Annotated in this window: 12 protein-coding genes; all 12 read left to right on the forward strand. The window is 40.3% G+C overall.

What is annotated here, in order from left to right; genetic code table 11:
- Positions 1-143 precede the first annotated feature (143 nt).
- The 12 genes from PUND_RS14595 to PUND_RS14650 all read left to right on the forward strand — a co-directional run bounded on the left by PUND_RS14595 (position 144) and on the right by PUND_RS14650 (position 12,819).
- Positions 144-1,103, forward strand: a complete 960-nt coding sequence (locus tag PUND_RS14595; RefSeq protein ID WP_010392271.1) for a GGDEF domain-containing protein — start codon at positions 144-146, stop codon at positions 1,101-1,103.
- Between the two features lie 108 nt (positions 1,104-1,211).
- Positions 1,212-1,967: a bifunctional demethylmenaquinone methyltransferase/2-methoxy-6-polyprenyl-1,4-benzoquinol methylase UbiE gene (gene ubiE, locus PUND_RS14600; RefSeq protein WP_008108541.1), complete on the forward strand. Its 756-nt coding sequence runs from the start codon at positions 1,212-1,214 to the stop codon at positions 1,965-1,967.
- A gap of 12 nt (positions 1,968-1,979) precedes the next feature.
- The gene (locus tag PUND_RS14605) at positions 1,980-2,639 is read left to right on the forward strand and encodes a ubiquinone biosynthesis accessory factor UbiJ (protein WP_010392268.1); all 660 of its coding nucleotides are present in this window, start codon (positions 1,980-1,982) and stop codon (positions 2,637-2,639) included.
- Positions 2,640-2,656: 17 nt separating this feature from the next.
- On the forward strand, positions 2,657-4,258 hold the full coding sequence (gene ubiB, locus PUND_RS14610; RefSeq protein ID WP_010392267.1) for a ubiquinone biosynthesis regulatory protein kinase UbiB: 1,602 nt from the start codon (positions 2,657-2,659) through the stop codon (positions 4,256-4,258).
- 69 nt (positions 4,259-4,327) lie between these two features.
- Positions 4,328-4,585 (forward strand): twin-arginine translocase TatA/TatE family subunit, encoded by a 258-nt coding sequence (gene tatA, locus PUND_RS14615; RefSeq protein ID WP_010392266.1) that lies wholly within the window; start codon positions 4,328-4,330, stop codon positions 4,583-4,585.
- Positions 4,586-4,590: 5 nt separating this feature from the next.
- The gene (tatB, locus tag PUND_RS14620; RefSeq protein WP_010392264.1) at positions 4,591-4,923 is read left to right on the forward strand and encodes a Sec-independent protein translocase protein TatB; all 333 of its coding nucleotides are present in this window, start codon (positions 4,591-4,593) and stop codon (positions 4,921-4,923) included.
- A gap of 47 nt (positions 4,924-4,970) precedes the next feature.
- Positions 4,971-5,711: a twin-arginine translocase subunit TatC gene (gene tatC / locus PUND_RS14625; RefSeq protein ID WP_008108549.1), complete on the forward strand. Its 741-nt coding sequence runs from the start codon at positions 4,971-4,973 to the stop codon at positions 5,709-5,711.
- 1 nt (position 5,712) lies between these two features.
- Positions 5,713-6,222: a hypothetical protein gene (locus tag PUND_RS14630; protein WP_010392263.1), complete on the forward strand. Its 510-nt coding sequence runs from the start codon at positions 5,713-5,715 to the stop codon at positions 6,220-6,222.
- Positions 6,222-7,007, forward strand: coding sequence for a TatD family hydrolase (locus PUND_RS14635; protein WP_010392262.1), 786 nt, complete (start codon positions 6,222-6,224; stop codon positions 7,005-7,007). The genes PUND_RS14630 and PUND_RS14635 overlap by 1 nt, the downstream gene beginning before the upstream one ends.
- On the forward strand, positions 7,007-8,866 hold the full coding sequence (locus PUND_RS14640; RefSeq protein ID WP_010392261.1) for a sensor domain-containing diguanylate cyclase: 1,860 nt from the start codon (positions 7,007-7,009) through the stop codon (positions 8,864-8,866). The genes PUND_RS14635 and PUND_RS14640 overlap by 1 nt, the downstream gene beginning before the upstream one ends.
- Before the next feature lie 12 nt (positions 8,867-8,878).
- Positions 8,879-9,886, forward strand: a complete 1,008-nt coding sequence (gene hemB, locus PUND_RS14645; protein WP_010392260.1) for a porphobilinogen synthase — start codon at positions 8,879-8,881, stop codon at positions 9,884-9,886.
- A 269-nt stretch (positions 9,887-10,155) separates the two neighbouring features.
- On the forward strand, positions 10,156-12,819 hold the full coding sequence (locus PUND_RS14650; RefSeq protein ID WP_010392259.1) for an ExeM/NucH family extracellular endonuclease: 2,664 nt from the start codon (positions 10,156-10,158) through the stop codon (positions 12,817-12,819).
- The last annotated feature ends 197 nt before the right edge of the window (positions 12,820-13,016 follow it).

The raw sequence follows: 13,016 nt of genomic DNA on the forward strand, positions 1-13,016 counted from the left end.
ACTACGACTCATTTTACTTTTAAATCACAGATATAATGATTATTGTATCTGCGCTTGGAAGCAAATTGCCTCATTGGACGAGTTTTATAAATCAGCATTTATGCGTATTTGGTTGGTAATTGCAAATGATGTTCCATGACTCCATGGCTATAGCACAAGAAAAAATGACAAAAGTATGTATGTTTTTAGAGCATCATGTTTTGCCTCCTACCCCCTTAAATTTTCAAGTTGTGTATACATACATTAGTAAAATCCATTTTGCGCTTAACAATGCTATTGATGATGCCATAGATGCAAATCAAAATATTGATGAGCTATTTATTGAGCAACTCTATTTTGAATATTTAAATCAGGGTCATAAAACCGAAGTAGCAATGATTGAAAACGTCAATGGCGTGATCAATTCACTATCGCGAAATGCACAGCAAACAGAAAAAAAACTTAACGATTTTGCAGGCCATGTTAATGACTGCTTGCATTCTTTAGATGAAAATAATATTGCTAACAGCCGCCTCGCTTTAGAAAGGTTAAATGAGCAAACACAGTTACTTCTCTCACAACAAGCGCAATTTAAACAAGAACTTAGCCAGGCAAAAAAACTACAAGAAGCCACTAAAAAACAACTTAATACCTTGCGCAAACAACATGTGATTGACCCACAAACAGGCTTATACAAACGCCATTATTTAACTAAGCAAACACAATTATGGCTAAAACAAGACAAGTCAATTTCAGCAATTGCCATTCAAATTGATAATTTAGAGCATTTTATTAATAACTTTGGTGATGCCATTGGAGAAGTGATTTTAAATAAAGTAGCTAAGCAAGTTCAAAAGTATGTTTCACAAAGTGGCTTAGCCGGGCGCTCTGCAAAAGACCAATTTATCGTTCTACTTGCTAACATTGAGCCAGAAACTGCTAAGCTGATTGCAGAAAAAGTAATAGCTGGAGTTGAAAAACTACGCTTTATAAGTTCAAAAAGCGATCTAAAACTCCCTCCCATTTCTCTCTCATTAGGGATTACGGAACAACAACAAGGCGACTTTAACCAACTAGTTAAAAGTGCCTCAAACGCGGCGTTTAAATCACGCACATCTCAATAACCCAGTACACTGTTCAAACAATAAAGTTAACTGATAAATCATATTCAAATTGCACCCCTAGTGCACAATCAAGTACACTAGTCTTTATTACCACGATAGAGATTAATCATGAACGAGAACCCTGAAAAGACCACGCATTTTGGCTATAAAACTGTTGCCGAAACCGAAAAAGCTTCTATGGTTGCTGATGTATTTCATTCTGTTGCGACAAAGTACGATGTTATGAATGATCTCATGTCTTTTGGTATTCATCGTTTATGGAAACGTCAAACAATTGCCAGCTCAGGTATTCGTAAAGGTCATCATGTATTAGATTTAGCCGGCGGTACTGGCGATTTAACTGCAAAGTTTAGCCAGCTTGTTGGCGAAACCGGTCAGGTTGTTTTAGGTGATATAAACTCTTCAATGTTAAAAGTAGGCCGCGAAAAGCTGCATAACTTAGGCCTTGTAGGCAACATTGATTACGTACAAATGAATGCCGAAGCCTTACCTTTCCCTGATAATAGTTTTGATTTAATTACGATTGCTTTTGGCTTACGTAATGTCACCGACCAAAATAAAGCATTGCGCTCTATGTACCGCATTTTAAAGCCAGGTGGTCGTTTACTCATTCTTGAGTTTTCAAAACCAGAGCAAGAGCTTCTCAGCAAGGCGTATGACTTTTACTCTTTCAACATTTTACCTACTATGGGTAAACTAGTTGCTAACGACAGTGAATCATACCAATACTTAGCAGAGTCAATTCGTATGCATCCAGATCAAGAAACCCTTAAAGCGATGATGGTGGAAGCAGGGTTTGAGCAAGCGACTTATCAAAATCTAACTGGTGGCATTGTTGCCCTGCATCGTGGATTTAAATACTAAGGTTAGTAATTTATGGCGCTTGAAGAACACAGTAAAGAACAACCGGCTGCAGGCAATTTTTTTATGCTACCGAGCTTTGTACTTTCGCTTATTGAGCAAGTATTAAATCAAGCGCTTAAACTCGATCCGAGCTTACTCGATAAACTAAAAACGGTAGAGCATCAGCGCTTATTAGTTGAGGTTAGAGACTGGCAGCAAAAAATAGCCATTACTTATGCCAATCAGCAGCTACATCTTTACACTGCATTCGAACATGCTGACGCTGATTGTATGATCAGCGCCAATATAGATACCTTGTTAGCACTGAAAAACCCAGCCATGCTGACTCAACTTATTCGCCAAGATAAGCTTGATTTACAAGGCGATTTAAATATAGCTCAACACTATAGTTCAGCCTTTTCAAGTGTAGAGATTGATTGGCCAGAGCAACTAGCAAAGCATATTGGCGACGCGCCTGCACAACAACTTTATTTGCACTTGCAGTCGCTTAAGCAGCAGGGTAAAAAAGCAAAGTCTCAGCTCGATAATACTTTTATTAGTGTGTGCCAAGACGAACTGGCAATCACCATTCACCCATTAGAGCTTGAGCAATTTAAACAACAAAATAGAGCACTAAAAGGCCATGTTGCCGCCATTGAGCAACGTATTAACGCCCTAATTAAAGCCCTTTAACGCGCTAAGGATTTTTTGTGTCAACTGCCCGACTGTATTACATAACTAAAACCCTGCTTAGCTTCGGACTTGATGAGCTTGTACCCAAACATAAAGTACCTTGGTTTGCTAAACTTGCTCGTGGCAGTTTGTTTTGGTTGCGCAACCAACACAAAGATAAACCTCCTGGCTTAAGACTTCGTTTAGCACTACAACAACTTGGCCCTGTGTGGATAAAGTTTGGCCAAATGCTTTCAACTCGGCGCGATTTACTGCCTCATGATATCGCCTTGGAATTAGCCTTTTTACAAGATCAGGTAGAACCGTTCGAAGGTGAACTAGCCCAGAGAATCATCGAAAAAGCATTAGAAATAGATGATATTAGCCAGCTATTTAGCGAATTTTCACAAATACCTTTGGCATCGGCCTCAATTGCTCAAGTGCATACTGCTACTCTTGTTGATCCTCAAGGTGAATCGCAAGATGTTGTTATTAAAGTTATTCGCCCTAATATTGAGCAACAAATCAACGCTGACTTAGCACTAATGGAAAAATTGGCTAAGGTTGTCGGTAAGTTAATTAACGAAGCCAAGCGATTACGCCCAGTGGAAGTGGTTAAAGAGTATAAAAAAACATTGCTCGATGAGCTCGACTTAATGCGTGAGGGCGCTAATGGCATTCAATTAAAGCGTAACTTTGAAGGTTCAGAATCGTTATACATTCCAACAGTATATAGTGATTATAGCCGCAGTAATGTACTGGTTATGGAGCGTATTTACGGTATTCCGGTTTCGGACACTGAAGCGTTGATGGCACAAAACACCAACATGAAGTTATTAGCAGAACGCGGAGTAGAAGTGTTTTTTACTCAAGTATTCCGCGACAGTTTTTTTCATGCTGACATGCACCCGGGTAATATTTTTGTGTCACGCGAAAACCCGCATAATCCTAAATATATTGGTATAGATTGCGGTATTGTTGGAACTCTTAACAAAGAAGATAAACGCTATTTAGCTGAAAATTTCATTGCCTTTTTTAACCGCGACTACCGCCAAGTAGCACAGCTACATGTTGATTCAGGCTGGGTACCACCTGATACCAGCATTGAAGAGTTTGAATTTGCTATTCGCACCGTGTGCGAGCCTATTTTTAATAAACCACTAGCTGAAATATCATTTGGTCATGTATTGGTTAACTTATTTAATACCGCACGTCGTTTTAATATGCAGGTTCAACCGCAACTCGTATTATTACAAAAAACCTTGTTGTATGTTGAGGGCTTAGGTCGTCAGCTATACCCACAACTGGACTTGTGGAAAACAGCAAAACCATTTTTAGAAGACTGGGTTAAACAACAAGTGGGCCCGCTGTCTGTGCTAAAGCAAATGTATGCAAACTTACCGTTTTGGGCAGAAAAAATGCCTGAACTACCCGATTTAATTTATCAAAATTTAAAGCGAGCACCACACTCTCATGCACCTGAAATTAAGGTTTCACATAAACCATTGGTTTTAGGACTGTTTAGTAGTGCTGCGATGATTGTCTCAGCTTTATTTTATTTACAACACAACTTAATCGCTGCTGGCGTTGTCTTAAGCTGTGCTGTTATTGGCTTTATAGCGGCTTGGCGCCGCTCATAAACTAAGTGCTATTTACATATTGCTGAGTATAATCAGCGTACACATACAATGAAATTTGGAGTAAAAGTTATGCTTGGAAATGTTGGTTGGGCTCAATTACTAATTGTTTTAGTTATTATTATATTACTTTTTGGCACTAAAAAGTTGCGTGGTATTGGTGGTGATTTAGGTGGCGCAGTTAAAGGCTTTAAAAAAGCTATGTCTGATGACCAAAATGCTGAAAAACAAGCTAGCGAAGATAAAACTGAACAGATCCAAAAATCATCAGAATCAACACCAATCGATTCAAGTACAACTAGCAAAACTAAAGATAACGACAAGGTTTAACTAGCATGGGAATGTGGGAGCTTGTTGTGGTATTTATTGTCGGCTTGGTAGTACTAGGGCCTGAACGCTTACCTGTTGCTATTAGAACCGTAAGCCGCTGGGTTAAAACAGCCAAAGCAATGGCTAACTCAGTAAAAGCTGAAGTGAGTGAAGAGCTTCGTGTAAACGAGCTACATGAAAACCTAAAAAAAGCAGAGCAACAAGGTCTTAAAGATTTAAGCCCTGACCTACAAAACTCTGTTTCTGAGCTGCAACAAGCAGCGCAATCAGTTACTCACAGCTATAAAAAAAATCAAAGCCAAGCCACTAATAACCAAGCAACAGATGACTCTAAGTAATTATGGCACTCTCTTTTTTCATGCGCTTAATGCAGGTATAGAAAACAATGACTGAAGAAGTAAAATCAGGATTTGTCGCTCATTTAATCGAGTTGCGTGACCGGTTGATAAAATCGCTATTGAGTATTTTAGTGATATTTATTGGTTTGGTTTACTTTGCAAACGATATTTATACGTTTGTAGCTGCTCCTCTAGTCGCTCATTTACCTAGTACTGCCACTATGATAGCAACGGATGTCACTGCGCCATTTTTTGCTCCCTTTAAACTAACGTTGTTTGTTGCTTTATTTGCGGCCATCCCTTGGATTTTACATCAAATTTGGGGATTTATAGCCCCAGGTTTATATCAGCACGAAAAGAAAATGCTGATGCCAATATTAGCTTCCAGTATTTTCTTATTTTATGGTGGCATTGCTTTTTGCTACTTTGTAGTACTGCCAATTATTTTAGGGTTTTTCACCAGTGCAGGTCCTCAAATGATGACCCTAGCCCCAGATATCAGTAGCTATTTAGGCTTTGTTCTTAAGCTATTTTTTGCTTTTGGCATTGCATTTGAAATTCCAGTGGCGATTATGTTGCTCTGTTGGAGCGGTGCAACAACCACACAAAGCCTAAAAGAAAAGCGCCCTTATATAGTGGTCGGCGTATTTGTAGTGGCGATGTTTTTAACGCCACCAGACGTTTTATCACAAACTCTATTAGCACTCCCTATGCTGCTGTTATTTGAGCTTGGCTTAATTTTAGCGAAATTTTATACCGCAAAACCACAACAAGAATCTGAGGAATAATATGAATAAGCATTTACTTTCTTTACTCGCTTTAACAAGTGTACCGGTTTTAGCCGCAACTCCTATCAATGAACAAGCGTTGCAAGCCTGTAGTTTTATTGAAAACGATTTTAATCGTTTACTATGCTATGACAACACCATTGCCGGAAAATCGCTCACTCAATCAGCTCGTAAACAGCCAGAGCAACCTGCTCAAGCTAATGTAAAAGCTGACACGTCTACCGTAACAGCACCCGTGGCTATCAAAGAAAAAGAATTTGGTTTAGAGCACAAAGAAATTACTGAAAATGGGGAAGAGTCTATTACATCAATAATTTCATCTGTTAAAAAAGCACCTTATGGTGAGCTAATTATTACTTTAGAGAATAATCAGCAGTGGCGTCAAATTGGCTCAGATAGCTTGAGATTAGATGAGGGCGATACCGTTATTATTAGCCGTGGCGTATTCAACTCTTTTTTACTTAAAAAAGCAGATCAAAACCGTTCAATTCGTGTAAAACGCACCCAGTAATGCAATACACCTTAATTGATGCTGGCGTAAATTTAACTAATCATCAATTTGATGGTCAGCATCAAGAAGTGCTCGCTCGGGCAATAGAGGTCGGTGTTAAGCATATGCTAATTATTGGCTGCGATATCAGCTCCAGCGAAGAATCATTAGCACTTGCTGCACGCTATGACCAATATGCTAGCGCGGGTATTCACCCTCATGATGCAAAAACAGCAACCTCTGAACTTGAGCAACAACTCACTCAGCTAGCTCAACATGAGCAGATTATTGCCATAGGTGAGTGCGGGCTAGATTATAATCGCGACTTTTCTCCAAGAGATGTGCAGCGTGATGTGTTTCGTCGTCAGCTCGCATTAGCTGAAAAGCTAAACCTGCCTGTTTATTTGCATGAACGCGACGCCAGTGACGACATGCTTGCTATTTTAAATGAGTTTACTGTACGCGGTGTACTGCACTGTTTTACTGGTGATGCACAAGCACTCGCAGGTTACTTAAATTTGGGCCTTTATATTGGTATCACCGGCTGGGTATGTGACGAACGACGTGGCAAAGAATTACAACAACTGATCCCTAGCATTCCCATTGAGCGTTTATTAATTGAAACCGATGCACCCTTTTTAATCCCTCGCACTGTTAAACCTAGGCCAAAATCAAGACGTAATGAGCCAGCATTGCTGCATTATGTTTGTGACACGCTTGCTCAGCTTTATGGTATTCCTGCATGTGATGTTGCAAAGCATACAAGTGAAAACTTTAATCATTTGTTTGGAATAGAGAAAAAATAATGCGAACCTTTTGCGCTTTGCTGGTATTCACTATGGTGTTTTATGCATCCTGTTTTCCTGCAAGTGCAATCGAGATAAATAGCGAATTTAATTCAAAAACAATAGAAGGTATTCATTATTCGTTTGTTCCTACCTCATTAGAAGATGCACGACAAAGCAATTTACAAGAATGGCTGCTACTTAATAATAAGCCACTTAATTTAGGCCTTGAGTCTCGGCCTGTGTGGATTCAATTTCAACTAAATAATTACCTTAATGAGCCAATAGAGCCAATCCTATCGTTCGATAACCCACTTCTGAACAATATATACCTGTACCACTTTATAGGTGAGGAGCAACTAAAATCGGAACATATTGGTGATGCTCTGCCTTTATCTGATAGAGCGATTAGAAGTGAGTCTTTGCTGGTTAAATTAACTCTTCCCGCTAACAGCGAAACCACCGTTTACCTCGAAGTTAATAATAATGCGGGAATTGGGCTTCGCGTCCCTCTCACCTTATGGCAACAGGATGCATTATTAGCCCATAAAAGCATGGTTAACTTGCTTTATGGATTGCTGATTGGATTTATTTTTTCACTGGCTATCAGTTGCATAGTTTTATTTGCTTTTTCACGTAAACATTATTTTGCTTATGCAGGTGTGATTACATTGATGCTTAGCCTGTTTTTAGCTTACTTAGGCGGGTTTGGATTTCGTTATGCTCCCTCAAGCATAGCTGGCCTGCAACAGTTAATGATGCCTCTATTGCTTATGCTGATCACAATACTGCTTCTGCCCTTACAGCGGCATGTGTGCAAACCTAACGCCTCTAAGCTACTCAAGGGTCAAACTGCTATTACGACACTGTATGCGTTAATTATCGGTTTTATATGGTTATTACCTACTCCCAGTGTAACTTTATTTGCCATCTCAACTATACCTATAATTCTTATTTACCACGTGATAACTACATTACTTTATTTGCGCCAGCAACCGACAAGCCCTAATAAAAGCTTATTAATTGCCCTTATATTGTTTTTCATTATTGTGATTCATTTTGCCATTGCATTAACCGGCCTTTATACAGTGACTCGAGCTAGCTTAATGATAACCTTTGCAGCGTCCTTAGGTTGCTCATTTTGTTTAAGTTATACCGTCATAAAGTTATTTATATTACAACGCGATGAGCAAGTAACAGCGCAGCAAGCATTAATTGCACAAAACGCTGCACAAGATGCGCTATTAAATGAGCGGATTGAATTACAAGAGCGCACCCGCCAAGAGCTTGAAAGCCAAGTAGATGAACGCACCTTTGAGTTACAAGTAACACTGAGGGAATTAGAAGATAAAAACCGCGAACTTGAACAACTCAATATGGAAGATGCCTTAACAGGCATTAAAAATAGGCGCTTTTTCGATAAAAAACTAATTATGGAAATTCGTCGTTCGCGCCGCGAACAAACGCCACTGAGCATTATTATGTTAGATATTGACAAATTTAAGTCAATTAACGATAACTATGGCCACCTAACCGGCGATCAAGTTATAAGGGCTGTGTCTGATACCATTAAACAACAGCTTAAGCGCCCACTAGATGAAGTAGCACGTTATGGTGGTGAAGAATTTGTCATTTTGCTACCTAATACTAATAACCAAGGTGCACTGGTCATTGCAGAGCAGACACGCTTAGCAATAGCAAATAATAGTGTGAATGTAGCGGGGACTATTATCGACTTTACCATTAGTGCCGGTGTTTATACTCAAATTGCCGATGATATTCATAACCCTGAACTATTTACTGATTATGCCGATAAGGCACTCTATTTAGCAAAACAACATGGCCGCAATCAAGTGGTTAATTTTTCAATCCCACAGTAGGAGCGTATACTTATGGCCCAATCTGGACTAGACCTTTTCCCATATACTCGCATGCGTAGAATGCGCCGTAATGATTTCTCTCGTCGCCTTATGGCTGAAAATCAGCTGAGTGTTAATGATCTTATTTACCCTGTTTTTGTGCTTGAAGGCAAAAACCGTCGTGAAAGCATTGAATCGATGCCCGGTATTGAACGCTTATCAATTGATCTACTGATCGAAGAAGCTAAAGAATTATTTGATTTAGGTGTGCCTGCGGTGGCTATCTTCCCTGTTACGCCTGCAGATAAAAAATCATTATATGCCGAAGAAGCGTATAACGATGATGGCTTAGTACAACGCACTGTTCGTGCTTTAAAAGAAGCCCTCCCTGAACTTGGGGTGATCACTGACGGGGCGCTCGATCCATTTACTACTCACGGGCAAGACGGCATTATTGATGACGAAGGCTATGTAATAAACGATGTAACCACTGAAATATTAGTTAAACAAGCATTATCACATGCAGCTGCAGGTGCCGATGTTGTTGCTCCATCAGATATGATGGATGGCCGTATTGGCGCAATCCGCGAAGCGCTCGAAGCGGATGGCTTTATTCACACTCGTATTATGGCTTACTCAGCTAAATACGCATCTAGCTACTATGGCCCATTTAGAGATGCCATAGGATCTGCTGGTAACTTAAAAGGCGCTGATAAAAAAACCTACCAAATGGATCCTGCTAACTCAGATGAAGCAATTCGCGAAGTCGCGCTTGACCTTCAGGAAGGCGCCGACATGGTAATGGTTAAACCTGGTATGCCATACCTTGATATTGTACGCCGCGTTAAAGATGAGTTTGGTGTACCAACATTTGCTTATCAGGTAAGTGGTGAATACGCGATGCATAAAGCCGCTATTGATAATGGCTGGCTGAGCGAAGAAGCTACTATTATGGAATCTTTATTAGCATTTAAACGCGCTGGCGCAGACGGCATCCTGACTTACTTTGCTAAGCAAGCTGCTCGCTATTTAAATAAATAATAACGACATATTGATATAAAAGGGCTTTATTGCCCTTTTGTATATTTAAAGGCAGCCCTTTTTTATGCGGCGTTATTCCCATTCCTGAAGAGTAATAACACTACATAGGCCTCTCCTCACCCAAAACTAAAAACTAAAAACACAACGTATTTTCAACCTCAAAAAATAAGCAAATCTCAACATTGTTAACATTCTGTATTCTATTTGTAATTATTTTTCATTACACTAAGCGTCCCATTTGGGGAAACAAAAACACGGGAAAAATAATAATGTTGAAAACAAAAATAACGCCATTGGCGCTTGTATTAGCAAGCCTCAGTGCACCCGCTACCGCTAACCTCGTTATATCTGAGTACGTAGAAGGCAGTAGCTATAATAAAGCAGTAGAACTATTTAATAATTCGACTACCCCTCTGTCATTAGATGGCTACACGCTAAGCCTCTATTCAAATGGCAATACAGATGCAAATAATACATTCGATTTAACAGGTGAACTTGCTGCAAACAGCACTTACGTCATTGTTAATGGGAATGCATCAGCAGAACTAAAAGAAAAAGCTGACCAACTCAGCGCCGTGACTAACTTCAATGGCGATGATGCGCTGGTACTTACTCAAGGCTCTGTGGTTATTGATAGCTTCGGCCAACGCGGTGTAGACCCTGGTTCATTTTGGTCAGAAGGGGGCGTGAAAACACAAAATAAAACATTGCGCCGCAAAGAAACCGAACTAAACGGACGCACCGATGCCGATGGCGTTTTTAATCCAAGTGAGCTATGGCTGCAATTTGATCAAGATGACTTTAGTGATTTAGGTATCTTTGCAGGGAATTCTTCACCTAGCCCTGAACCAGACCCAGAACCTGAAGAGCCTTTATTATGTGGCGCTGATAAAACATTAATTAGCAGCATTCAAGGCGAAGGCGCAAGCAGCCCACTGGTTAACACTGCTGTTGAGTTTGAAGGTGTAGTAACAGCTGACTTCCAGGCTGATGATCAGCTCAAAGGCTTTTTTGTTAACTCACTGAGTTATGATGAAGATACAAACCCACTTACCTCTGAAGGGGTATTTGTTTACTTTACTAATACTGATGTTAATGTTGGTGACCACGTTCGCGTACGAGGTACTGTTGAAGAATATTTTGATGCCACCCAAATTGGCAATGTTAGTCAAGTTGCTATATGTGACACCGGTCTTTCAGCTTACCCGATTAAAATTACTTTACCCGTTACCGATCAAAGTGAATTAGAAGCGTTTGAGGGTATGTTAGTGACCTTAGAGCAGCCACTTATTGTTACTAACAATTATGGTTTAGGTCGATATGGTGAACTAGAGCTTGCTACTGAACGCTTATACCAAGGTACTCAAGTTTCACTTCCTGGCGCGGCTGCGAATGCGGTTGAAGCGCAAAATCTAAATAAAAAAATACTCTTAGATGATGGCTCAACTCGTCAAAACCGCGATCCTATCGCTTACCCTGTCCCAGGATTATCAGCAGAGAATACTCTACGCACAGGCGATACAGTAAATTCTGTAACAGGTGCGCTAGCTTACAGCTTTAGTACTTACCGTATTCACCCAACAACAACACCTCAGTTTATAGCAACCAATCCACGCACCGATGCGCCAGAGTTAAACCCTGACGCTGATTTACGTGTTGCCAGCTTTAACGTACTTAACTACTTTAATGGCGATGGCCAAGGCGGTGGTTTTCCAACTAGCCGTGGTGCTGATTCAGAAGCCGAGTTAATTCGCCAACAAGCCAAGCTAGTCAGCGCTATTAGTGCTTTGCAAGCGGATGTGATTGGCTTAATGGAAATTGAAAATGACGGCTTTGGTGAATTCAGTGCTGTTGCAAGCTTAGTAAATGCACTTAATGACGCTGATAGTCAAAATCAGTATGCATTCGTGGATTTTGGTGTTGATAAAATCGGCACAGACGCTATCACGACTGCGCTTATTTATCGTGCTGATAAAGTGCAGCAAGTGGGTACTGCAGCAATCACTACCGATGCGCCTTTCGATTACAGCAACCGTGCACCAATTGCACAAAGTTTTAAATCTTTAGATACAGAGGAAGTCTTTACTGTTGCCGTAGCACACCTAAAATCTAAAGGTGGTTGCAGAAGTGCCACTGGCGGCAATGCAGATCAAGGTGACGGTCAAGCATGTTGGAATGAAATCCGAACTGCTGGCGCAAATGCATTTGCTGATTGGCTAAATAGCAAACCAACAGGAGTTGATGATGAAGATATCATTCTTGTTGGCGACATGAACGCGTATGCAATGGAAGATCCTATCCGTGCATTTGCTGATAAGGGCCTTAAAAATGTGGTTGCTGAGTTAGATGGCAACACCTTAGGTTATTCTTACAGCTTTTCTGGTCGTGCAGGAAGTTTAGATCACGCCCTAGCAAGCCCGAGCTTATTAAGTAAAGTAGTGAGCGCCAGTGATTGGCATATTAACGCCGATGAGCCTATTTCACTTGATTATAATGTTGAATTTAAATCTGACGCACAGCAATCAAGCTTGTATGCTCAAGGACCTTACAGAGCATCAGATCATGACCCTGTTATTGTCGATATTCGTTCAACGATTATCGCGCCACCTGAGCCAGAACCAGAGGTGATCACCGGTGAAATTGATAATATTCGCGGCTGGTTTTGGTGGAAAAACTACCGCATTGATATTCCTGAAGGTTATGACGAGCTAACTATTAGCCTAGACGGTGGATGGGGCGATGCAAACTTATTTGTTAGACACAAAAGAAGCCCGACTTTGTTTAGAAGTGACTGCGCATCAATTAGTAGAGGAAACGCAGAAAACTGTACATTTACCAATCCTAAATCGGGTAAATGGAAAGTCCGCGTAAATGGCTTTTTACCATTTGGCAATGTAAAACTCACTTATAAAGCAACCAAATATGCTGATTAACTTCGACTTCAATAACCGGTTCATGACTTAAAGTTATTGCCAGTATCTACTTGAAGTAACTCAAAAGCCGCATTCGCGGCTTTTTTTATTTTATATACAAATGTAATTCAGACAGGCTTCAGCAAGCACTGCTTATTATCTATGCAAGCATTGACTTAGTACACATCTAACTCAAGGTAACTCTAACACTGTTTGTT

The sequence above is a fragment of the Pseudoalteromonas undina genome (assembly GCF_000238275.3).
Taxonomy (GTDB): Bacteria; Pseudomonadota; Gammaproteobacteria; order Enterobacterales; family Alteromonadaceae; genus Pseudoalteromonas; species Pseudoalteromonas undina.

Bases quoted from the DNA above. Each gene is read 5' to 3' on its own strand.
- hemB (WP_010392260.1), top strand. From the start codon at position 8,879: ATGGCCCAATCTGGACTAGACCTTTTCCCATATACTCGCATGCGTAGA.
- PUND_RS14640 (WP_010392261.1), top strand. From the start codon at position 7,007: ATGCGAACCTTTTGCGCTTTGCTGGTATTCACTATGGTGTTTTATGCA.
- PUND_RS14605 (WP_010392268.1), top strand. From the start codon at position 1,980: ATGGCGCTTGAAGAACACAGTAAAGAACAACCGGCTGCAGGCAATTTT.
- PUND_RS14630 (WP_010392263.1), top strand. From the start codon at position 5,713: ATGAATAAGCATTTACTTTCTTTACTCGCTTTAACAAGTGTACCGGTT.
- tatC (WP_008108549.1), top strand. From the start codon at position 4,971: ATGACTGAAGAAGTAAAATCAGGATTTGTCGCTCATTTAATCGAGTTG.
- PUND_RS14635 (WP_010392262.1), top strand. From the start codon at position 6,222: ATGCAATACACCTTAATTGATGCTGGCGTAAATTTAACTAATCATCAA.
- tatB (WP_010392264.1), top strand. From the start codon at position 4,591: ATGGGAATGTGGGAGCTTGTTGTGGTATTTATTGTCGGCTTGGTAGTA.
- ubiE (WP_008108541.1), top strand. From the start codon at position 1,212: ATGAACGAGAACCCTGAAAAGACCACGCATTTTGGCTATAAAACTGTT.
- PUND_RS14595 (WP_010392271.1), top strand. From the start codon at position 144: ATGGCTATAGCACAAGAAAAAATGACAAAAGTATGTATGTTTTTAGAG.
- PUND_RS14650 (WP_010392259.1), top strand. From the start codon at position 10,156: ATGTTGAAAACAAAAATAACGCCATTGGCGCTTGTATTAGCAAGCCTC.
- tatA (WP_010392266.1), top strand. From the start codon at position 4,328: ATGCTTGGAAATGTTGGTTGGGCTCAATTACTAATTGTTTTAGTTATT.